This is a genomic window from Streptomyces sp. PA03-3a, from assembly GCF_033792735.1.
In the GTDB taxonomy this organism is placed as follows: domain Bacteria; phylum Actinomycetota; class Actinomycetes; order Streptomycetales; family Streptomycetaceae; genus Actinacidiphila.
Window position 1 is genome coordinate 81699 of sequence record NZ_JARAVM010000006.1, and the last position, 21983, is coordinate 103681.

A 21983-nucleotide genomic window follows, 5' to 3' on the forward strand; every position below is an offset into this window, starting at 1 on the left:
CAAACCTCGAAGCTGCCACCACCCGTGATCCGTAGTGGATTTTTCGGCGATGCCCTGTTCGGCGGACCTTCCCCGCGGAGCGTGAATGACTTCCGACTGGCTATCGGCTAACTTCGGTTCGCATCAGGAAATTCCCATCCCCAAGGGAGGAATGCAGTGAAAGGTTTTGCTCGAGCCGCGGCCACGGTGGCATTGGCGGTATCGGCCGTAGGGGTTCCTCTGGCCGGTACGGCGCTGGCCACACCCGCGAGCTGTTCGGGGTGCGGCTGGGACGACGGCCGCGGTAGCCGGGGCTACGACCGCGGAGACTACGGCCGTGGCGGCTACGACCGCGGAGACTACGGCCGTGGCGGCTACGACCGCGGAGACTACGGCCGCGGAGGGTACGGCGGTCGGGGCACGGACTTCAGCTACTTCGGGTTCACCAGCAAGTCGCTCAAGTCCGCGCACGTGAAGGCCCGCAACGAATCGCTGTCGGCCAACGTCGCCTCCCCGCTGGCCGTCGCCCAGTCCGCGGCGGTCCAGGCCATCAACGTCCGCCAGTAGCCTCCGAAGCAGACCGCGGCCCTGGACAACACTGCCGTGCCGGGGCCCGGTCACATCCGAAGGGGTCATTCGGCGAAGTCCTGACCGCGACCGATCCCCGTTGGTCGGTCGCGGTCAGGCCCGGCTCGCCAGGGCCGGCGACGCCCTGCGCCGCAGAGCCGGACGTCCCATAGAGCCGGACGTCCCGTGCGGCATACGAGCGACCACTCGCGAATCGGGGAGGGTGCACCATGCCCGCCGACGTGGGTCCAGACTCCTTATCCGGAATGACCCGGATCACACCGCATTGCCCTTCCTGCATTAGGAGCATATGCTCTTATTGCCGTACCCCATCGCCCGGCCCCTTCCCCCGCCAGCGCCCTCTGACCACCATCGCAGAAGGAACCGAGTGTGAGCCCCTCCCCCACCGAACCGCCCGGCCAGAACGGTCCCGTCACGCCGTCATCGCACTCGGACCAGCCGCCGCGCCGGGTCTCCCGGCGCGCTTTCGTCGGCGGCGCGGCGGCCGTCACCGCCGGTCTCGCGCTCACCGGTGTCGCCGCTCCGCCCGCTACGGCCGCTCCGCGGCAGACCCCGAGGGGCTTCGGCTCCGTGTCCGGTGTTCCCGGGCTCCCCGACGGGTTCCGCCGGACGTTCACCAGTCGGCTCATCCAGGCCGGTGGCATACGTCAGCACGCCGTCGTCGGCGGCGACGGGCCGCCCCTGCTCCTGATACACGGCTGGCCGCAGAACTGGTACGCCTGGCGCATGGTCATGCCGGCGCTGGCGCGGAACCACACGGTCATCGCCGTGGACCAGCGCGGCATCGGGCTGACCGACAAACCCCGCGACGGCTACGACACCGCCACCCTCGCGAACGACCTCGCCGCGCTGATGGACGCCCTCGGCCACGAACGCTTCGCGGTCGTCGGCCACGACACCGGCATGCCGATCGGCTACGCGCTCGCGACGGACCACCCCCACCGCGTCGACCGTCTCGCCGTGGCGGAAGCCGTCATTCCCGGTGTGACGCCCTCACCGCCCCTGCTCGGCCCCGCCAAGGCAAACAACATGCTCTGGCACTTCCCCTTCAACCGGCTCGACGACGTCAACGAACTCCTGGTCGCGGGGCGGGAGGACGTCTACTTCGGCTGGCAGCTCGACACCAAGGCCGCGCGAAAGCTGCCCGACCACGCCATCCGGTTCTACGTCGAATCCCTCACCTGGCACCGCCACGCACTGAGCGGCAGCTTCGGCTGGTACCGCGACCTCGACACCACGTTCACGCAGAACGCCGACCGCGTGAAGCGGCGGCTGACCATCCCCGTCCTCGCCGTCGGTGGAGCGCAAAGCGTCGGAGAGGGAGTGGCGACCACCATGAGGCTCGCGGCCGGCGACGTGCGGTCCCTGGTCGTCCCGGGCAGCGGCCACTGGGTTGCCGAGGAGGCCCCGCAGGAACTGCTGGCGGCGCTCACCACGTTCCTGGCCCCCTACCGCGCCAACGCCACGACGCGGAACCCCCGGTAGGCACCGCGAAGACGCGGGTGCCGGGGAACGCGCCGTCGCTTCAGGAGGCAGCGGTCGTCGAGGTCGCGGTGTCCGTACGCCGGGGTGCAGGTGGGCACGGTCGACCGTCCGCCGGACGGAGTCGCCGGAGCCCTTCCGGCCTGCGCGCGTGGCTGCTGGCCACGTCGACGACCGTCCCCTTCAATCTGACGGGACTGCCGGCCCTGTCGATGCGGTTCGGCACGAGCAGCGACGGCATGCCGATCGGCGTGCGGGTGGCGGCCGGCTGGCACGCGGAGTCGACCATCCTGCACATCGCCTCGCTGCTGGAGACGCTGAGCCCGGTGCGCGGCTTGCACCCCGCTCTCCGATAACCGGGGAACGGGGGGTGCCACGGCATCGTCCGGTCACCGGCCCCGATCCGTCCCGCACCCCTCACACCGGCCTCCGAGGGGTGCGGGGCAGGCGTCCGCGCCGTCCACGGCGGGGCGGCGGCCCCGCGCCCGACGGCAGAAGTCGTAGGCTTGCGTTAAGCAAGTCCGGAGGTACGACATGCCGGGACCCCGCCGCGGAACCGCCGATGGGCCCTGTCCGATCGGACGTACCGCCGACATCCTGGGCGACCGGTGGACGTTGCTGATCATGCGCAACGCCACCCTCGGGACGACGCGGTTCGACGAGTTCAAGGCCGAACTCGACATCGCGGACAACGTCCTGTCCAACCGCCTGCGGCAGCTCGTCGAGTCGGGGCTGCTCACGCGCGCCCCCTACCGGCCCGAGGGTGGTGGCCGGATCCGCGACGAGTACCGGCTGACGCGGGCCGGCGAGGACCTGCTTCCCGTCCTGCACGCGATGATGGTGTGGGGGAACAACCACAGCGAGTCCGCGTCACCGACGCGGCCGATGCGTCTGGTGCACAGCACCTGCGGGGAGTCGTTCGAACCGGGTAGCCGCTGCCCGCGCTGCCGGAAGCGGGTGCCGCGCTCCGAGACCGCTTGGATCAGGCCCTGGCAGAGCGACCTCGCACAGGTCCTGGGCGCCGCCGCGACCCCGTGATCCTGTGAACCCTCTCCCTGATGCCCGAATTGTTGGCTTTTATGCGAAAGCCTGTAGTGCGCCCTAGACTGGATGCCGTAAGGCAAGCCAGAAGGGAGCAGGTCATGGCCCACGACACCACGACGACGCACCCCACGATCCGCGCACTCCCCCGTTCCGTCACGCGACTGGAGATCCCGGTCGGAACGAACTACAAGCAGTTCGTCGCCCGCTTCGAGCAGGCCGTCCCTCCGCTCGACTACCGGCGCACCTTCGAGTTGGTCACCGAGCGGGCGCCGTGGAGCGCCGTGCGCCGCCTCGCGGACGAGGGCGCTCCACAGGGGTTCATGATCTACTGGAAGTTCGACGCCCAGCCCCTGTTCGGCGTGGCCGGCGATCGGGCCCGCTGCACCGAGTACCTGATGGGCAATCACACCATTGCCGAGCGCATGTACCGGCACGACGCCGGTGCCCTGATGTACGCGCCCCTGCGCGTCACGATCCACGAATCCCCCTCGGGCGAGGCGGTGTTCGCGATCGACCGCCCCAGCGACACGGTGAGCGCGCTCGGCCGGCCCGAGATCACGGAAGTGGGGCGTGAGCTGGACCGCAAGGTCGGCGCGCTTCTCGCCCACCTCGGCGTCCCCGTGCCCGATGAACTGACCTGACTTCAGGACGAAGCACCGCCGGACCTCGCGTGCCCGGGCCGCAGCCGAGTATCCACTCGGGTGGGACCGGGCACTCGTCGCGACGTGGCCAGGTGCGGGCGGAATCGCCCTGATGCGCCGGTTCCTGCATGAGCTCCTCCGGGCTTGGGGCCGTCGAATGAACTCATCGAATCCGGCCGGAGCCAATAGGTTTGACGGGGAAACAGTGAATTCCGGCACGATTCCCGGCAAGGGCGGGACGAGAGCTGCCGACCTTCACGCTTGAGTGTCCGGCCCCCGGCATCCGCTGGCATCACCACAGGTGAAACGCGGTCTGTGCCTGTCTTGCCGGACAGCGAACGGTTTGGGGGCGAAAAGTTCGCTAATGCCGCAGTCAACTCACCGGTTGGCGACGTGGTCACCTTCCGTCAATCCAAGATCAACCCGTTGACACCCTCTCGGGACTGGTGCTTCGCTGTGCGGCGCACCCCAAGTCCACCGTGCAAACCACGCGTTGGCGCGGGGTGAATGAGCGAGAGGACACCGTGAATTTCACATCCAAGAGACCTGCGATCGGCACGGTCCTGGGAATCAGCATGCTGCTGGTCGCCGCTACCCCGTCGGCGTCCCTGGCACTCGCCGCCCCCACCGGCACAGCGTCGTCGTCGGCACGGCTCTCGGCCTCCGCATCGGCTTCGGTTTCGGCCTTCGGAACGGGCCCCGGGATCAAGGGGACTCCGGCCGGGACCGGCGCGCACCGGTGGATCCCACTGATCACCGGTGACCGGATCGCGGTGGACGCGAAGGGCGGGATCGTCGCCGCGCGTCCCGCCAAGGGCCGGGAGGACATACCCATCCGGGTGGAGACCCGCGACGGGCACACCTACGCCCTGCCCGACGACGCCCGGAGCCTCGTCCGGAGCGGACGGGTGGACCGGCGTCTGTTCGACATCACCACGCTGAGCACGCCGGCCTACGCGGACCGCCATGACCTGCGGCTCATCGTGATGTACGACGCGGCCCGTCCGGCGGCCAGGACGGCCCTGCGCTCCACCGGCCGTGCCAAGGTCGAGCGCACGCTGCCGAGCGTCAACGCCGACGCCGTCGCCGCGCCCGCCAACGGCACCGCGGAACTGTGGTCCGCGATCACCGACGGGTCCGCCGACGCCATGAAGCGCAGCGTGGCTCCGGGTATCGCCTCGGTGTGGCTGGACAGCGTCGTGCAGGCGAGCCTGGACAAGAGCGTCCCCCAGATCGGCGGCCCCGAGGCATGGGCGGCCGGCTTCGACGGCACCGGTACGCGTATCGCCGTGCTCGACACGGGCGTCGACACCACCCACCCGGATCTGGCCGGACAGGTCGTCGCGGAGCAGAACTTCTCCGACTCGCCGGACGCCGTGGACCGGTTCGGTCACGGCACGCACGTCGCGTCGATCACGGCCGGCACCGGAGCCAAGTCCGGTGGCACGTACAAGGGCGTGGCGCCGGGCGCCCGCCTCCTCAACGGCAAGGTCCTCGGAGACAGCGGCAGCGGCAGCATGTCCCAGATCATCGCGGGCATGGAGTGGGCCGTCGCCGAGAAGGCGGACGTCGTCAACCTCAGCCTCGGCACCTACGACTCCCCGGAGATCGATCCGGCGGAGGCGGCCGTCAACAGGCTGTCGGCCGAGAGCGGAGCCCTCTTCGTCATCGCGGCCGGCAACAACGGCGAGCAGGGCGCCGGAACGGTCGGTTCGCCGGGCAGCGCCGACGCCGCCCTCACCGTCGGCGCCGTGGACAAGCAGGACAGGCTGGCCTCCTTCTCCAGCACCGGCCCGCGCGTCGGTGACGGCGGCATCAAGCCGGATCTGACGGCGCCCGGTGTGGCCATCGGGGCCGCGGCCGCGCACGACAGCTACCTGGCCAGTGTCGCCCCTTCCGTGGCGGACGGGTACATGGCCCTCAACGGCACCTCGATGGCCACCCCGCACGTCGCCGGCGCCGCCGCCATCCTCGTCCAGCAGCACCCCGACTGGACCGGCGACGACATCAAGGACGCGCTGGTCTCCTCGACGACGCCCGGCGGGTACACGCCCTTCGAGCAGGGCTCGGGCCGCGTCGACCTGCGGAAGGCGATCAAACAGACCGTCGTCGCCGGCGACACGTCGCTCTCGTTCGGTGTCGCGCAGTGGCCGCACACCGACGACCAGCCGCTCACCAAGGACCTCACGTACCGCAACTCGGGCGACTCCCCGGTCACCCTGAAGCTGACCGTGGACGCCACCGGCCCGGACGGAAGCGCCGCGCCCGACGGGATGTTCACGGCGGACCAGCAGGTCACCGTCCCGGCACACGGCGAGGCGACCGTGAAGGTCACCGCCGACACCCGCCTCGGCGGTGACACGACCGGTGCCTTCACGGGACGGATCACGGCCACCGGCGACGGGCAGACCGTCGGCACCGCGCTGGCCGTGGACCGCGAGTCGGAGATGTACACCGTCACGGTGAAGACCCTCGACCGCCAGGGCAGGCCCGCGCCGGCCCCCGCCTGGGACGCCCAGCTGCAGGGCCTGTCGGGACTCGCCAGGGGCACCAACACCGTGCTGTCCGGCGACACGCACTCGGTGCGCCTCCCCAAGGGCCGGTACTTCCTCAACAGCATGGTCCGGGTCGACCCGGAGGGTTCGTACGACCAGGGCGGTGACTGGTTCAACCAGCCCAACCTCGACGTCACCAAGGACACCGTGGTGACGGTGGACGCGCGCACCGCCAAGCCTCTGGACATCACCGTCCCCGACCGATCCGCACGGCCGGCCCTCGGCTTCTTCAGCGCGGGCATCGATCTGCCCGACGGTTACAGCACCCGCTACGGGGTCTTCACCAGCTCCCTCGCGCAGTACCGCACCGCCCACCTCGGCCCGAACGCGGCCGACGGCGACCGGCTGACGCAGCAGCTCATGACCACCTTCTCCACCGGCGTGGGTGGGCACGACGAGTACCACCTGGTGTACCAGCCGACGGGTGACAGGTACCTCACCGGCTTCACCCACCACGCCAAGGCCCGCGAATTCGCCAAGGTCGAGGCGAAGCTGGGAGCGCCGGCGAAGGGCAAGTTCGGGTTCGTCACACCGGTCACCGAGGGCGGTGCCGGTCTCGGCACCGTGCACGCCCTGCCCTACACCGGCACCCTGCACCTGTTCTCGGGGAACACCTCGTGGCAGCTGGGCTTCATGCAGGTCGACGCGAACGACTCGTACGAGGCCGGCTACGACGCCCTTCCGAGGACGTTCAAGCCCGGACGCTCCTACGGGCACGTCTTCAACGTCGGTGTCTTCGGGCCGGATCTCCCGGAGGGCGCCGGACTGCTCCGGGCCGACGAGGCGATCGACGGGCGGCTTCCGCTCTTCTCGGACAGCGAGGGGAACGTCAGCGACAACAACTCGCCGATCGAGAGCGCGCGAACGTCCCTCTACCGCAACGGTGAGCTGGTCAACTCCAGCATCTACCCGATGGACGTCTTCTACATCGCGGAGAACGAACGTGCCGACTACCGGCTGACCGTCTCGGTCAAGCGCGGCACGGTCGCCGACGTCTCCACGAGCATGACCGCGAGCTGGACGTTCTCCTCCGAGTTCGCCCCCGGCATCAAGAAGCTCCCGACGTCCGTCGTGCGCTTCACCCCCGCCCTGTCCCTCGACAGCACGGGCAAGGCCCGGGCGAAGGTGTGGGTCCCCGTGACCGTCCACGGCACCGCCGCGGGCAGAAACCTCAAGTCCCTGAGCGTGTGGGCCTCCTACGACGAGGGAGCCACCTGGCAGAAGCTCAGCGTGTGCGACGGCCGGGTCCGGGTCGCCAACCCCGAAGCCGGCGGCAGCGTGTCCTTCAAGGCCCAGGCCGTGGACAAGCAGGGCAACACCGTCGACGAGACCATCGTCGACGCCTACCTGACGAAGTAGCACGGCGCCGGGCCGGAACCGCTCTCCAGGGCTCGCGCCCTCCGCGGTTCCGGCCCGGGGAACGATCCCGCGGCCACCCGTACGCGGACCCCTCCTCGGGGTTCGTGTACGGGTGGCCCTCCACGTCCGGGACCGGTCGGTGAGGAACCACCGGAGGCGAGGACCGGCGTGCACCACGGAAGACGCGCGCGGCTCAGGGGTAGAGGCCGGCCCGGAAGGTGAACGAGACGAGCTGCGCCCGATCACGTGCGCCGACCTTCGTCATGGCCCGCACCGCATGCGTCTTCACGGTGAACGGCGACACCGACATCTGGGCCGCGATCTCGTCGTTGCCGAGGCCGCTCGCGATGAGAACGACCACGTCCCGCTCCCTGGGGGTCAGAGCGCCGAAGCGTCGCAGCAGTTCCCGGTCGATCACCGGCGGCGGTCTGTCCGTCATGTGACCGATGAGCGCGGCCGTCGCCGCGGCCGACAGCGCACCGCCACCGGCGACGACCTCGGTGATCCCGGCGACGAGTTCTGCGGGGCTCACGGTCTTGCTCAGGAAGCCGTTGGCGCCCGCGCGCAGGGCGGCGAGAACGATGTCGTCCTGGTCGAAAGTGGTCAGCACGATCACCCTCGTCTTTTCGGGTGCATGCTCCGCGCGGATCCGGCGGGTGGCCTCGACACCGTCGATGCCCGGCATCCGGATGTCCATCAGGACCAGGTCGACGGGGTGCTCCCGGAGGAAGGGGACGACCTGGAGTCCATCGGAGAGATCACCCACGACGACGAGATCCGGGTCGAGCCGGAGCATCACCCGGATCCCGGCCCGTATGTCGTCCTGGTCGTCGACGATCAGGATGCGCGTCATCGGACGACGGCTCCCACGGGGCTGAACTCCGCGCGGACCCGGAATCGCCCGTCGTGACTGTCGATCGTCAGCCGCCCGCTGGAGGACTCGACGCGTTCGCGCATCCCGACGAGTCCTAGTCCGCTGCCCGAGTCGGCGCCGCGGGGTGAGCGACCGACGCGGTTCTCCACGGTGACGCGGATCCTGCCGTCGTGCTCTCGGACATCCACCGTGGCCGTCCCCTCTCCGTGCCGGTAGGCATTGGTGAGTGCCTCCTGAACGACCCGGTAGACCGTGACGCCGACACTGGGCTCCACGAAACCGGAGGGGATCTCGATGGAGGGCCGGACGTCGAGGCCGATGCTCTCGAAGGAGGCGATCAGTCCTTCCAGGCCGCTGAGCGCCGGGGTCGGCCGGAGCGCCTCATCGCCGGAGACGCCGTCCCCGAGGCGGAGGAGCGCGAGGATGCGCTGGGTTTCGACGACGACGGTGCGGGCGCTGGACCGGGCCGAGACGAGGGCCTGCCGGGAGGACTCGGCGTCCTCGGGCAGCCCGATCTCCGCCGCGCCGAGGTGCAGGCTGAGCATCGCGACCTGGTGGCCGATGACGTCGTGCAGGTCTCGGGCGATGCGGAGCCGTTCTTCGGTCACCCGTCGGGTGGCTTCGATCTCGCGGGTGGCGATGGCGCTCTCCGCCCGTTCCTCGAGAGTCCACCAGTGGTCCCGATGGACGCGGAGCGCCGCCCCGGTCGCACCTCCTGCGACAGCCGAGAAGACGGCGGCGGCTCCCACGACCGCGCCGCCGCGGAATCCTCCGACCGTCATGAACGCCCCGAGGAAGAACGCCGCCACGATGCCGGTCGCGGCCAGCGGCTGCTTTCCCCTGAGGGTGACCGAGAACAGGACGAGCACCGCCATCATCCACACCGACAGGGGGTCGTGGCCCACCGCCGTGACGGCGAAGGACGCCGCGCTCGTCACGACCAGTCCCGCCCACGGCCACCGCCACGAGAGGGTGACACCGGCGCCGGCGAGGAGCACGGACAGGGCCGTCGGCCAGTCCGCGCCTCTCAGGACCACGGCCACGATCTGTCCGGTGAACACCAGGGCGGCCAGCGCGTAGGCGACCCGGTGCGGCACCTCGGGGCGGCGGACCCACAGCGGTGCCGCGAGCCCGTCCTGACTGTTCCGCGCCTTGGCCATGAGCCGATTGTCGTTCACTTGTGCGGGGTGCGTGTACTTCAAACGATGTAGACCGCGGATCCGCCGCGGTCGGTCGGGACGGCCGGACGCATGCCGTCGAAGCGAATGGCAGAACTACTTCGTTCGAAGTACACGGCCTGTCCCGAGGGCCCTGAGACTCGTGATCGAGGCGACCGCCTCACACCGTCACGATCACCACGGGACACCTGATGACTCAGACCACCGTAACCTCGGACCCTTCGGCCCCTTCCACGGCGACGCCTTCCGGGCTCCGATCCCTACACCTGATCCGGGTGCTCTTCTCCCTGATCTGGGTGGCACTCGTCTTCACGACCTCCGCCTCGCTCGTGTCGACGGACAGGCCCACGGTGAGCGCGGCCGTGCTGCTCGTCGTCTACCCCTTGTGGGACGCCATCGCCACGCTCCTCGAGCGTCGCCTGGCGGGCGCCGGCTCCGCGAACCGCGTCAGCACGGTCAACATGGGGCTCGGCCTCGCCACGACCGCCGGAATGATCATCGCCGTGCTCTCCACCGTCGGGACGGCCCTTCTCGTGTTCGGCGTCTGGGCCCTCCTTTCCGGGGCCATCCAGCTCGTCGTGGCGGTCCGACGTCGGCGCACGGTCGGCGCCCAGTGGCCCATGGTCATCAGCGGCGGACAGTCCGTACTCGCCGGCGCCGCCATCGCCGCCGGCTCCACCTCGCCGACGAGCGGCCTGTCCACTGTCGCCGGATACTCGGCCTTCGGTGCCTTCTGGTTCCTGGTCTCCGTCATCGCCCTGACTGGCCGCAGCCGACGCGGAACGCGCTGACCAGCACTTGTCCGGCCGATTCCATTCGGAGCCGGATGGCGAGTGCTGCTGCGGTGGCTGTGCCGGGGAAGAGGGATCCGCGCTCGTCATTCCTGGTGGGCACAGTTCGGTGCTGCTTGAGCCGGTCGGTCGCTTCGGCGTCGCAGGTACTCGCGGACAGGACGGTGCAGTACGTGTCCATTGGGGCTGTCGGGTTTCTTGCGAGGCCTGCCCGGGCCGAGGGTCTCCCCCGGGCGTCCCTGGCCGGGCGCTCGTAGGGTTGTACACATGCCGGACCTTACGCTCGAGCAGATCGAGGGGATCGCGCGCGAAGCCCACGCCCATCAGATGGACAAATCGGGGCGGCCCTACGTGGAGCACGTGCAGGCCGTGGCCGACGGAGTCAGGGAGCAGGGCGGCTCCGACGAGCAGATTGCCGCCGCGTGGCTGCACGACACGATCGAGGATGAGAAGCTCTCACGGGAATGGCTCGACTCCGCGGAGCTTCCCCAACACGTGAAGGACTTGGTCGACGCCATGACCAAGCGACCTGGGGAAAGCGACGAGGCATACACGCAGCGGATCCTCGCCGTGCCGGGCGCTCGCCTCATCAAGGAAGCCGACCTCGCGCACAACGCTGACCCGAACCGGCTCGCCCTGCTCGACGAACCAACCCGGCGTCGGCTCAGTAAGAAGTACGCGACGCTGAGCCGGCTGCTCGGCCTGAGCGCGGGATCTGTTTAGCCCCCGCATGGGTCGGCCCGCTCGTCACCTGTGCGGCGCCGGCTCGCGGACACGGCGGTTGACCGTGGCCAGGAAGTGGTCGACCTTGAGCTCGTAGCGGCGGTGCAAGCGTCTGCGGCCGGCCAGCCACGAAACGGTCCTCTCGACCACCCAGCGGTGCCGGCCAAGCAGCGGTACTGGGACCGCACCCCCACGAGCTCCTCGATCAGGACCCGCGCTCTCGGCGTGCTCGGCCTTCCCGTGCGGGTGGCTGCGGCCAGCTCTCGGGCAGTGGCCGCGACGGCTTCCGCCCACCCGGGCCGCGGGAGCATTCGCGTCGTCCCGGACGACATCGGACCATGAGGGCCTTCCTTGATCCGCTGCCGCTTCAGGATGAGCACGGGTTCGGCTGAGAGTCGTGGTCTTGACGGTGCCGGCACCGGCGTGGATCACTATGTGATCCCCGGTGGCCAAAGCGTCGGCAGCCGGGATCTGTTCGTCGGTGGGCTGCAGCACGGTTGAGCTTCATCGATCTGTGAGGGTGCGTCAGGCGTGCGTCTATCGGGTCAGGTGTCGTCGTCGGTGAGGAAGCCGCGCATCGGCATCGGCGGCAATGTCGGTCGCAGGCCCGCCATGAGGTGCGGGGACCACGCGTTCGGCATGCGCATCGGAGAGGGCAGGCCCGAACGGGGGCTGGTCCGCGTCGGGACTACCGATCAAGGTCTTGGGCACCGGGGCAGGAGCAGCGAAACCGGCGTAGCGAGAGATGCGACCGACGGCCACGGCCCGGGGTGGGCCCCCGCAGCGACGGGGTTGGGAAGCCGGTCGCGGATGTACCGGCGATGGCGGCCCAGAACGAAAGGCTCCCCCTCGGTCCCCGCGTGATCGGCGGCCTCCTCGATGGCCCCGTGCATCGGGCGACGCTGCTTGTGCCACCGCAGCTGCTCCGCATACGGAACACCCGTCAGTACTACAGCCGTAGATCGTTACACCCGCGCGTTGGCGGCGGTAGTGTCACCTCCGGGTAGGCCGGCAGGTGCCCATCGCCGAGGACTGGGGGCAGAGGGCGGGCATCCCATTACGCTGACAGTCTGACGTCCATGGGGATCCCCCTGCAGATGCACGCCCTAGGATCGAAGCGGATGCTGGGAGAGAGGGATGCCCTGTAGCGCGTCGTTTCCACAACCACGGGCTGCAGCGGGCTCGCTCCGCGCTCGACGCGGAAGCGATCGCGGAACTCTCGGCAGTGTCGCCTCACAAGCATCCCGCTGTCGCACCGGCCCCAACAGCCAGCCGCAGGCACCTTAAGCCCGGCGCACGGGCCGCCGGCGCAGGCTAAGGAGGGAATCATGACAGGAAACGACCACCTTACGGCCAGGGACATCATGTCCGGCGGAGTCCAGTGCGTCGGCGCGCACCAGTCTCTTCAGGAAGCGGCGAAGATGATGCGTGACCTGAACGTCGGATGCCTGCCCATTTGCGGGGACAACAACAGGCTCACCGGCCTGATCACCGATCGCGACATCGTCGTCCAGTGCGATGCAGAGGGCATCGACCCCGCAACGGTACAAGCGGGAACACTTGCCGGTGACCTGCAATGGATCGACTCGAACGCCGGCGCCGACGAGGCATTGCAGTTGATGGAACAGCATCAGATCAAGCGCCTGCCAGTGATCGACACAGAGCAGGGTCACCAACTGGTCGGCATGATCAGCGAAGCCGACCTCGCCCGCAACCTGACGGACGCCCAGATCGCGGAATTCGTGACCCGGGTGTACGTCAACAGCTGATCGGACGGCCGCCGGCTCCGCACTGGCCTTCGACGGCGCAGTGCCCGCCCCCGCAGGACAGGGCGCACGTCGAAGGTGCGGCCCCGCCCGTCAGTCCGCACCCGTCGCGCACCCCAGGGCGGGGCGTCCATCACTCGGGGAGCCGTCAGGCTTGTGCTGCAGAGCGGTGGGGAGCAGCCTGAAATGGAGTGCTCGAGGGCTCGCCCTCCCCTCGTGATCCCTCGGGCATGACAGAGGCCCCCGCCGCGGCAAAGCGACGGGGGCTTGTCTCTTTTCTCGGCCGGTACGCCCGCTTCACTGAAGGGGGCCTTACTCCACGGCTGCTTGGGCACTCCGGCCACCGCTCATCGGAGGCGATTGGACGACCATTCGACTTTCCCCGGAGTGCCCCGGCTCGGTTCGAGTCGCACCTTGGGAGAGGGCGACGGCTCGTCTCCCCGCATCCACGAGTCGGGGAGGGGATCAAGACCGCTGCGGGTGGTGGCGCTCAGGCCGCCGCCCTGGCTGCTGGAGCGCCATCGCAGGGGCGGCGTACACAACGAGGGAGCTGTCGTATCCACCCTTGGCGCGGTCGTAGGCCCCAGTACAGGTGACCAGGGCCAGGCGGTGCGGGCCGTCGCGAGTGAAGAGCGCGGCAGGCAGGCTGCCCTGTCCGTAGGTGCGGCGGGCCATGACGACGTAGCGATAGACGTGCCCATTGGCAGCCGTCACTTCGATTCCGGCTCCCGGTTGCAGGGTGAGAAGTGCGGCGAAGGCTCCGATTCCTTCGCGCCGGGTGTCGACATGGCCGGCGATCAGTGTCGTGCCCTCGGCGGATCCCGTCGCTGCGCCCAGCGCCCACCAGCCGCCCACGCGCCCGCTCTTGGGCAGTTTCAGGGCGCCATCCGGCGCGGCCGCCACCGGAACCAAGGGCGCGCGGAAGCCCTCGGGTCCGCGGATCTCGATGGGAGGCGAGGGGGCGAGGCCGTCGGACGCGGCAGCCCTAGGCGATTGCCTCAGGCTGCCGACGTCCCCGATGGGAGCGGGCCCCGTGAGCAGGGCCCATCCCGTCACCGCGGCGATCACACCCGCACCAGCGCCAAAAGCGGCCAGGGCAGTCGCAGCGCGGAGCGCAGAGGGTGGTGTCAACGGGCGGCGGCGCTCCGTCGCCGGATCCGCAGGAGCCACCCGGTGCTGAGACCGGCCAGAAGCGCACCACCTGCGAGAGTCACAAGCCCGGCAGTGCCGTACGAGCGGTCGCTGGCCGCGGCAATCTGCCCGCCGTTGCCCGCGTGGATGGTGCCGGCCTCCATGCCGGCGTGGCAGGTGCCGCCCTCGACCATCTTCAGGTGCATTGCCACGACCGGTCGCGCCGCTTGGGCCGCGGCCACGACCTCGGCGTTGGCTCCGCTCTTCACCTCCTGGTCGATCAGTGCGAGCGTCTTGACGTGACCGGCCTCCCCCATCTTCAGCCACGCGGCGTCATACGCCGACGAGCCCGCCTTTTCCCGGACCGAGGCCAGTTCCTGGTTCTGCGCGGCGCTGGGGCCGGCAGGCAGGGAGATACCCAGCTTTCCGGCGAGGGCCTTCAGGTCCGCGTCGAGCTTGGTGTGGTCACGGACGAGGACGTCGCCGACCTCTTTCACGCAAGCCGACGCTGCATGCGTCTGCGCGTCTTGCCCTGCTGCGATCTCGGCGAGGTTGCCCTGGTGGGCAGCCCTCACGAAAGCGGTGTCCTGGTCGCTGACCGGCGCGGCCACCGCTTGGGGAGCTGCCACCGCGGCCATCGCCACCGCGAGAGCGGCTGCGGGCATCATGCGTAGACGTATCACTGCGTACTCCCTTCGCCCCCAGTACGGACGGACTGGGGGAACGTGGAAAGCGAAGGCCTTACAGCATTCGCCTAACCATTGATCGCATACGACACCCCGGGCCGCGCGGGGGCGGCTGCAAGTTCACCTCGTTGGCCCTGACCAGGTCCGCGGCGCCGTCGCACGGGAGCGGGTGCTCTGCCCGATGCCGGCGAGCGTGCACATGACCGGACGATGGGCGCGCCGGGCTCGACGTGCCCGGCACTGATGGATCACGCTCTCCGCACTGTGAAGGCCGCCTCAGTCCGTGGGCGCCGCCGGCCGTCCGAGCCGGTCATGGGGCGGCTCGGACGATCGACGCATGGTGGGTCGCGAAAGCGCCAGGGTGAAGGTGTGAAGACGTCGTCGTGGAATCCGAGACGGCGCAGGGAGGGGTCGGATCGTCGTTCCGGGGCACCATGACGACCGCGGTGTGGACCGCCGACAACGTTCAGCGTCACCACGGCCACCCGCCCGCGCATGACGTCGCGCGGTAGACAGACAGCGGACCACGCCGGCGCCCTTAGCCGTCGAACGAACATAGGACCGCATCACCGTGGGACCGCTCGTCGGGAACTCCGCCGCCGTTCTCGACCCCACGGTCCGCGTCCCGTGAGCAAGCCAGCCGCATGCATCGCTCGTTTGCGTGGCCCGTTCGTACCACCTGGAATGGCCGGGGAGATCTCCTGCGGGGACGGTGGGAGACACCGGCCGGCCTTCCGAGCCTTGTGCCTTCACCGAGGAGTCGAGCGATGTCCGAACGCAACACAGTGCTTCGCAGCCTGCATGACCTGGGCCTTGCCGCTTGGTTCGGCGGTTCCCTGATGGGCGCGGTCGGGCTGAACGGCGCCGCGCGGGCCGAGGGCAGTACGTGGGAATCGACCACCCGGATCGCCGCTTCAGGCTGGTCCAATTGGAGCCCGGTTAATGCCACGGCGATCGGCGCCCACCTCGTCGGCAGCAGTGGCCTGCTCGCGGTCAACGCCGCCCGCGTCGTGGCCCAGCAGGGGGTGGCCGCCTCGACCCTCGCCAAGACCGTCCTGACCGGTGCTGCACTGGCGGCCACGGTCTACACCCGCGTCCTGGGCAAAAAACTGGAACTCGCCTCCTCAGACCGTCCCGAAGATGCGGAGAAGGCGGCCAAGCACCCCATCGAAGTCGACAAAGCGCAGCGACATCTCGCTCTGATGCAGTGGGCGGTTCCGGCCCTGACGGGAGGACTGCTTGTCCTCAATGCCGTGCACAACGAACAGCAGCGCCCCGCCCAGCAGGTCCAGGGAATGTGGCAGCGTGCCCTGTCGCTCGCTCCCCACCTGCCCACCACTCCCGACTGGCACTTCATGCGCTGACCTCAGGCGGGACCCGGGGGACAAGACCAGACAAGCACAGAGCGTCCTTGGTCTGTGGTCTGCATCGGCTCCGCCGCCACGCGGCGCAGGGCGCTCGGCTGGGTCGTCCGCCGAGCGCGGGGCTGACATGCGGCGATGCAAACCACGTCCGCGGATGCGACGCGACCGGCAACCGGGACGCGCGCGTGTGCCACCTCCGACCCAGGGTGCACAATCGCCGGTAACCGACCGTGGCCCTCAGAGGGCACAAGGCGGTGGGGGCCACCGACGCGACGTCTGCCGCACAACACGTCTCATTCGACATCTGTGCAGCATGGTCGCCGAAGAGGCAACCAGATACCCAGGCCCGGCAATCGCTATCCTGCCGACGCAAGTTCGGCGCGGCCGAAGAGCAAGGCGTACCCCCTCGGCAGCTGTGCGAGGGCCCTGCTGACCAGGTCCTCCCCGGCCAGGCGCGCGAGTACCGCGAAGACGGTCCCGGCGTCCCATCGTGCGGTGGCCGGCGTTCCGCCGGTGCGGCCGGCCAGGTCGCTGACGAAGTCGAAACCCGTGAGCGGTTCCGGCCGGGGGACTTGGGCGGTGAACTCGAGCGCGGCCTCCACGGGAAGCCGGGCAGCGAGTGCGACACGTTCGTCGCCGACCAACTGCCGTCCCAAGCCGCCCAGTACCTCACGAATGGCCTGCTCGGCCTGGTCCCGTGTTTCGTAGGCACCTTCGTAGCGGACATGCTCGACCATCGCATCGAACGCCATCGCCGTTGAGTGGGAGTCGTCCACTGTGCCCTGCGGAGACATCGGAGTGCCTTTCTCTCTCTGTGGTGCCGGGGGGCGGGAGAGCATGCCCAGCCCCTTAGATCGCGAAGGTCAGGCCGGCTCGAGGTAGCCGAACAACAGGTCGTAGCCGGGCGGCAATTGCAGCAGGAGCCGTCGCAACAGCTCCGGTCCGGCCTCGTCGGCGGCCACGCTGAGGACCGCGCCGACATCCCACCTCGCGGTCTGTTCGGTCGCGCCGTCGATCCAGGCGGCGGTCGCCCGCACGAACCGCTCCGCGTCCAGCGGTTCGACGGCCTGAAGCGGGTTGAGCAGGATGAGTGCGTAGGTCTCCGGCAGAAGGGCAGCGAGCTCGGAACGTTCTGCGCCGACTACATGCGCGCCGAGCAGTCCGAGCACCACGCGGGCCGTTCGGTCCGCCTCCTGCCGCGTCGGGTATTCGCCGCGTTCCTGGACCCGCGCCAGGAACGCTTCACGTCGCAATGCCATGATCTCCCCCTTGAGTGATGCGGAGGACGGAACCGCGGAGGGAGGGCATCGGCCATCCGTCCTCCGCCACAGGGCATCCCGGGTGGGTCTCCCGGCCCGGAGATCAGCCGCTGATCTGCCTGCGGTCGCCGGTGGACGTGATCGCGATCTTGCGGGGCTTGGCCCGCTCGGCGATCGGGATGCGCAGGGTCAGGACGCCTGCGTCGTAGTCCGCCTCGATGTGCTCGGTGTCCAGGGTGTCAGCGAGCATCAGCTGCCGGGAGAAGACACCGAGGGGCCGTTCGGACAGCTCCATCTGCACGTCGTCGGCCTTGGCCACCGGGCGGCGCTCGGCCTTGACCGTCAGCATGTTGCGCTCGACGTCGATGTCGATCGCGTCCGGGATCACACCGGGGAGGTCGAGTGCGATCACGTAGTGCTCGCCCTCGCGGTAGGCGTCCATCGGCATCGCCTGGGGCCTCGACCAGGTGCCGGACGTGCCCAGCAGCTGCTGGGTCAGACGGTCCAGCTCACGGAACGGGTCGGTGCGCATCAACATCGTGAAACACCTCCAAGGGTTCGGGCAGTGACTGCCAATGCGCTTCACCTGATTCCCTTGTACCATGTCATCCAAGCGATGACAAATCTTGAGTCGTCAAACGGATGACGAAAGGAGCGACCATGGACGTGACCGAGCCCCCCGCGCCCAGGGACGCCGACGGCTGCGGACCGGTACCCCTCCTCGCCGCAGCGACTGCTCTCGGTGCCATTGACCGGGCCGTGCGCGAGGCCCGTGCCGCAGACGCAATGCCCGCACCTCCTTCCGATGGCGACGCGGAAGAGGCAATCGCCTCGCTGCTGCTTCTGCGGGAGGTGCGCGAGCAGCTCGCCGGCTGGGAGAGGGGCCTGATCGAAACCGCCCGAGCCGCCGGCGCCAGCTGGGCGGACCTGGCCGGTCCGCTCGGGGTCGCCAGTCGTCAGGCCGCCGAACGCCGCTACCTGCGACTGCAGCCGGGAGCAGCGGGCTCCACGGGTGAGGATCGCGTGAGAGCGACCCGCGACCGCCGCGCCGCCGACCGCACCGTCACTGCCTGGGCGCGTGACAACGCCGCAGACCTGCGCCGCCTGGCCGCTCACGTCACGGGGCTGACCGACCTCCCTCCCGGCGCCCGCTCCGCCGTAGCAGCCGTCGATGAGGCCCTCGCTCACGACGACGCGGCGCGCCTGATGACTCCCCTTGCGGCCACCCGCGCTCACCTGCAGCCGGGGCATCCGGAGGTCGCCGCGCGCGTCGACGCTCTCACCCGGCACGCGGCGCAGCTGCGTCAGGAAAGCGACGACCAGCGACGCGGCGGCGACTGACCGGCGGGAAGTTCATGGCAGGCTGACCAAGCCGTGCCACGGCCGGCGGCACCAGGGCTGCCGGGTCAGGTCTCGCGTCTGGCCTTGGCCGGCAAGGGTTGGGTGTGAGCCTCGAGCCGAGCCAGAGGATCGTAGGCGGGTCAATCTCCGGTCAAGAGCACCAGGAGAGGCACAGGAATACAGATGGTCGCGGTCACCAAAGCGACGGCTACGACGGTGCACAGCAGTCGGTCACGCATGGCCTCGTAGCGTCTGATGTACTCGACGTTCAGTGCTCTGTTGCGCTCGGCGGTGCGTGTCCGCATGACGCGGACCAGGTCGACCCGGTCGGCGACGTAGAGCCGTACGACTTCGTGCCGCTGCGAGGTGGTCAGCCAGGGCATGCGGTCGGCGTATCCCCTGGCCGCACTCTGGGCGTCGCTGATCTCCGCGTGCCAGGAAAGGAAATCCTCGCATTGGGCGATGCCCTCGGCGGCCGTCGGAGCGCCGGCCACAGCGTGGGGAGTTCGTCGTTTCACGTCTGGTCCCCCTCGCCGAGCGGCTTCGCGACGCCCTTGCCCGGTTCGATGACGTCGCGGCGGCCGGCATTGAGTTCCTGGTCCATCGCGGCGATCTCGGGGTGGTGCAGGTCGAAGGCGGGGGATTCGGAGCGGATCTTGGGCAGGGTGAGGAAGTTGTGCCGCGGCGGCGGGCAGGAGGTGGCCCACTCCAGGGACCGGCCGTAGCCCCAGGGGTCGTCGACCTCGACCGGCACCCCGTAACGGGAGGATTTCCACACGTTGTACATGAACGGCAGGGTGGACAGGCCCAGCAGGAAGGCGCCGACGGAGGAAATGGTGTTCAGGGTGGTGAAGCCGTCGGCGGCCAGGTAGTCGGCATAGCGGCGGGGCATGCCCTCGGCGCCGAGCCAGTGCTGGACCAGGAAGGTGCCGTGGAAGCCGATGAAAAGCGTCCAGAAGTGGATCTTGCCGAGGCGTTCGTCGAGCATCTTGCCGGTGAACTTGGGCCACCAGAAGTGGAACCCGGCGAACATGGCGAACACCACGGTGCCGAAGACGACGTAGTGGAAGTGGGCGACCACGAAATAGGAGTCGGTGACGTGGAAATCCAGCGGTGGGGAGGCGAGGATGACCCCGGTCAGACCGCCGAACAGGAACGTGATGAGGAAGCCGATCGACCACAGCATGGGTGTCTCGAAGCTCAGGTTGCCCTTCCACATGGTGCCGATCCAGTTGAAGAACTTCACCCCGGTCGGCACGGCGATCAGGTAGGTCATGAACGCGAAGAACGGCAGCAGCACGGCTCCGGTGGAGAACATGTGGTGCGCCCAGACCGTGGCGGACAGGCCGGCGATGGAGATCGTCGCGCCGACCAGGCTGAGGTAGCCGAAGACGGGCTTGCGCGCGAAGACCGGGATGACCTCGGTGACGATGCCGAAGAACGGCAGCGCGATGACGTACACCTCGGGGTGCCCGAAGAACCAGAACAGGTGCTGCCACAGCAGCGGTCCCCCGTTCTCCGGATCGTAGATGTGCGCCCCGAACTTGCGGTCCACGAACAACGTGAGCAGGGCCGCGGCCAGCACCGGGAACGCGAACAGCACCAGCACGGACGTCAGCAGGATGTTCCAGGTGAAGATCGGCATCCGGAACATGGTCATCCCCGGGCAGCGCATGCAGATGATCGTGGTGATGAAGTTGACCGCACCCAGGATGGTGCCGAATCCGGACATCGCCAGACCGATCACCCACATGTTGCCCCCGACGTAGGGGGTGCGTTCGCCGCCGGACAGCGGGGTGTAGGCGGTCCAGCCGAAGTCCGCGGTGCCCTCGGTGGTGAAGAGTCCGGCGACGACGATCAGCGATCCGAACAGGAACAGCCAGTACGACAGCATGTTCAGCCGGGGAAAGGCCACGTCGGGCGAGCCGATCTGGAGCGGCATGATGGCGTTGGCGAACCCGGCGAACAGCGGGGTGGCGAACATCAGCAGCATCATCGTGCCGTGCAGGGTGAATGTCTGGTTGTACTGCTCGTTCGACAGGATCTGGATGCCGGGCCGGGCCAGCTCCGCCCGCATCAGCAGCGCCAGCACCCCAGCGAACAGGAAAAACAGGAAGGCGGTGCCCAGGTAGAGGGAGCCGATCTTCTTGTGGTCCGTCGTCGTCAGCCAGTCGACGATCACCGCCCCGGGCTTGAGCCGCTCTCGTTCCGCTCCCTGCGTCGGCTCCACCTGCACTGCCATATCGGAGTTCGCCCTTTCGCCGTGGTTGTCGCCGGGCGCACCTGTGCCATAGCCGCCAGGTGGTTCAGCGATGCAACGTTCCCCGACAGTGCGGATGCCTGTCACCTGCGCCGATTGGGCCGATCGTGGCCGTACCAAGAAAAGTCGCCAGGTGGTGGCGTTCATGTGCTGCCCAGAGACGACCCGTCTTAGTGAGCGGTAGCGAGCCGGATGGGCGAACGGCTTTCATTGCGAGCGGACCTGCCTCGGCCTCATGATCCCTGCCTGCACCCAGCGGGCGGCCGCCTCACTCGCGTGCGCCGACAGGGTGGTGCCTGCCCAGGCCGACGTTGAACGGTGCGCGGTAGCGGCGCCCGCAAAAGGCGAACCGCTTACCTGTCCGTTCTGCAGGGGACTGTGTATCTCCACCGGCCTCGCGGCCGGCCTCGTCTTCGCCCCCAGCGTCACCCGTCTTGCGGCTGGCACCTTTACGGCTCTGCCCCTGTCCGATCTGCTGCGCTTCGCTCGCGAAAGGGCTCAACACGCCGCCGAGGAATGACGCCCAGGGGGCGCCCTCGCCGCGCAGGGCTAACCAGGTCACCTCTGGGCCGGAACAGCTGGCGTACCTTTCCGCTGCTCAAAGATCTGCCACCGACAGGGCGACCCCATGGCGAAGTCCGGCCGCGCTCCGATCCTCGCGCGATCTCCGACTGCGGCACCTCGACGTACTCGCGCTCCCACACCCGCCGGTGCCGGATGCGCGTCCCGCCGCTCGCGTGGACCTGAAGGAACCCGCTCCCGTGCTTCTCGGTCGCGGAGTAGAGGACAGGCAGAGTGACCGGTGACCAGGCCAAAGGCTACGTAGGCGGTCCCATCGCGCGCGGACCGTCAGCGCGAATGCGGGGCGGTTCGGCGCGCGGTGAGTTACTCCGGTGTAGTGGTTTCCCACGGCTGGCCGAGGCAAGACGCCCTACTGGAGCCATTGCTCACGTCGCGGGGTG

The 21983-nt window shown here is 69.2% G+C and carries 21 protein-coding genes and 1 pseudogene; 12 read left to right on the forward strand and 10 right to left on the reverse strand.

What is annotated here, in order from left to right; genetic code table 11:
- Positions 1 to 186: 186 nt before the first annotated feature.
- From PV342_RS09190 to PV342_RS09215, 6 genes are all read left to right on the forward strand, one after another.
- Positions 187 to 546: a hypothetical protein gene (locus PV342_RS09190; protein ID WP_500316507.1), complete on the forward strand. Its 360-nt coding sequence runs from the start codon at positions 187 to 189 to the stop codon at positions 544 to 546.
- A gap of 390 nt (positions 547 to 936) precedes the next feature.
- Positions 937 to 2052: an alpha/beta fold hydrolase gene (locus PV342_RS09195; protein WP_500316509.1), complete on the forward strand. Its 1116-nt coding sequence runs from the start codon at positions 937 to 939 to the stop codon at positions 2050 to 2052.
- 68 nt (positions 2053 to 2120) lie between these two features.
- On the forward strand, positions 2121 to 2405 hold the full coding sequence (locus PV342_RS09200) for an amidase family protein (RefSeq protein WP_500316708.1): 285 nt from the start codon (positions 2121 to 2123) through the stop codon (positions 2403 to 2405).
- Between the two features lie 178 nt (positions 2406 to 2583).
- Complete coding sequence (locus PV342_RS09205; RefSeq protein ID WP_500316511.1) at positions 2584 to 3087, forward strand: winged helix-turn-helix transcriptional regulator; 504 nt, start codon at positions 2584 to 2586, stop codon at positions 3085 to 3087.
- A 104-nt stretch (positions 3088 to 3191) separates the two neighbouring features.
- Positions 3192 to 3734: a DUF302 domain-containing protein gene (locus PV342_RS09210; RefSeq protein ID WP_400809267.1), complete on the forward strand. Its 543-nt coding sequence runs from the start codon at positions 3192 to 3194 to the stop codon at positions 3732 to 3734.
- 524 nt (positions 3735 to 4258) lie between these two features.
- Positions 4259 to 7648 carry a S8 family peptidase gene (locus PV342_RS09215; RefSeq protein WP_500316513.1) on the forward strand — a complete coding sequence of 1130 codons (3390 nt, stop codon included), beginning with the start codon at positions 4259 to 4261 and terminating at the stop codon, positions 7646 to 7648.
- A gap of 193 nt (positions 7649 to 7841) precedes the next feature.
- Here the strand turns inward: PV342_RS09215 and PV342_RS09220 are convergent, their stop codons facing one another.
- Both PV342_RS09220 and PV342_RS09225 read right to left on the reverse strand, forming a co-directional pair.
- Positions 7842 to 8501, reverse strand: coding sequence for a response regulator transcription factor (locus PV342_RS09220; protein ID WP_400808822.1), 660 nt, complete (start codon positions 8499 to 8501; stop codon positions 7842 to 7844).
- Positions 8498 to 9682 carry a sensor histidine kinase gene (locus tag PV342_RS09225; protein WP_500316515.1) on the reverse strand — a complete coding sequence of 395 codons (1185 nt, stop codon included), beginning with the start codon at positions 9680 to 9682 and terminating at the stop codon, positions 8498 to 8500. Before PV342_RS09225 ends, PV342_RS09220 begins: the two co-directional genes overlap by 4 nt.
- Positions 9683 to 9975: 293 nt before the next feature.
- On the opposite strand from PV342_RS09225, the gene PV342_RS09230 reads away from it, so the two are divergent.
- Together PV342_RS09230 and PV342_RS09235 are read left to right on the forward strand one after the other, a co-directional pair.
- A complete protein-coding gene (locus tag PV342_RS09230) occupies positions 9976 to 10491 on the forward strand; it encodes a DUF308 domain-containing protein (RefSeq protein WP_500316516.1) in 516 nt (171 codons plus the stop codon).
- Positions 10492 to 10758: 267 nt separating this feature from the next.
- Positions 10759 to 11214, forward strand: coding sequence for an HD domain-containing protein (locus PV342_RS09235; protein ID WP_400808817.1), 456 nt, complete (start codon positions 10759 to 10761; stop codon positions 11212 to 11214).
- 24 nt (positions 11215 to 11238) lie between these two features.
- Here the strand turns inward: PV342_RS09235 and PV342_RS09240 are convergent.
- Positions 11239 to 11418: pseudogene (locus PV342_RS09240) on the reverse strand (hypothetical protein); the annotation flags it as partial.
- Between the two features lie 1124 nt (positions 11419 to 12542).
- On the opposite strand from PV342_RS09240, the gene PV342_RS09245 reads away from it, so the two are divergent.
- Complete coding sequence (locus PV342_RS09245; protein WP_386997196.1) at positions 12543 to 12983, forward strand: CBS domain-containing protein; 441 nt, start codon at positions 12543 to 12545, stop codon at positions 12981 to 12983.
- Positions 12984 to 13445: 462 nt separating this feature from the next.
- On the opposite strand, the gene PV342_RS09250 is transcribed toward PV342_RS09245, so the two are convergent.
- The gene (locus PV342_RS09250) at positions 13446 to 14048 is read right to left on the reverse strand and encodes a class F sortase (protein ID WP_500316519.1); all 603 of its coding nucleotides are present in this window, start codon (positions 14046 to 14048) and stop codon (positions 13446 to 13448) included.
- 59 nt (positions 14049 to 14107) lie between these two features.
- The gene (locus PV342_RS09255) at positions 14108 to 14779 is read right to left on the reverse strand and encodes a DUF4142 domain-containing protein (RefSeq protein ID WP_361014343.1); all 672 of its coding nucleotides are present in this window, start codon (positions 14777 to 14779) and stop codon (positions 14108 to 14110) included.
- A gap of 785 nt (positions 14780 to 15564) precedes the next feature.
- Between PV342_RS09255 and PV342_RS09260 the strand changes: the two genes are divergently transcribed.
- Complete coding sequence (locus PV342_RS09260; RefSeq protein ID WP_386997199.1) at positions 15565 to 16161, forward strand: hypothetical protein; 597 nt, start codon at positions 15565 to 15567, stop codon at positions 16159 to 16161.
- Between the two features lie 356 nt (positions 16162 to 16517).
- Here the strand turns inward: PV342_RS09260 and PV342_RS09265 are convergent, their stop codons facing one another.
- The 3 genes from PV342_RS09265 to PV342_RS09275 form a co-directional block, all read right to left on the reverse strand.
- A complete protein-coding gene (locus PV342_RS09265; RefSeq protein WP_500316521.1) occupies positions 16518 to 16913 on the reverse strand; it encodes a DUF2267 domain-containing protein in 396 nt (131 codons plus the stop codon).
- Positions 16914 to 17024: 111 nt separating this feature from the next.
- Positions 17025 to 17420 (reverse strand): DUF2267 domain-containing protein, encoded by a 396-nt coding sequence (locus PV342_RS09270; protein WP_500316523.1) that lies wholly within the window; start codon positions 17418 to 17420, stop codon positions 17025 to 17027.
- A 103-nt stretch (positions 17421 to 17523) separates the two neighbouring features.
- Positions 17524 to 17958: an Hsp20/alpha crystallin family protein gene (locus tag PV342_RS09275; RefSeq protein WP_392607751.1), complete on the reverse strand. Its 435-nt coding sequence runs from the start codon at positions 17956 to 17958 to the stop codon at positions 17524 to 17526.
- A 122-nt stretch (positions 17959 to 18080) separates the two neighbouring features.
- Between PV342_RS09275 and PV342_RS09280 the strand changes: the two genes are divergently transcribed.
- Positions 18081 to 18761 (forward strand): HSP18 transcriptional regulator, encoded by a 681-nt coding sequence (locus PV342_RS09280; protein ID WP_500316525.1) that lies wholly within the window; start codon positions 18081 to 18083, stop codon positions 18759 to 18761.
- Between the two features lie 140 nt (positions 18762 to 18901).
- Here the strand turns inward: PV342_RS09280 and PV342_RS09285 are convergent, their stop codons facing one another.
- Positions 18902 to 19279, reverse strand: coding sequence for a hypothetical protein (locus PV342_RS09285; RefSeq protein WP_400808802.1), 378 nt, complete (start codon positions 19277 to 19279; stop codon positions 18902 to 18904).
- Positions 19276 to 21003, reverse strand: coding sequence for an aa3-type cytochrome oxidase subunit I (gene ctaD, locus PV342_RS09290; protein WP_500316527.1), 1728 nt, complete (start codon positions 21001 to 21003; stop codon positions 19276 to 19278). The genes PV342_RS09285 and ctaD overlap by 4 nt, the downstream gene beginning before the upstream one ends.
- A gap of 253 nt (positions 21004 to 21256) precedes the next feature.
- On the opposite strand from ctaD, the gene PV342_RS09295 reads away from it, so the two are divergent.
- Positions 21257 to 21541, forward strand: a complete 285-nt coding sequence (locus PV342_RS09295) for a DUF1360 domain-containing protein (RefSeq protein ID WP_400808799.1) — start codon at positions 21257 to 21259, stop codon at positions 21539 to 21541.
- Positions 21542 to 21983: the final 442 nt, after the last annotated feature.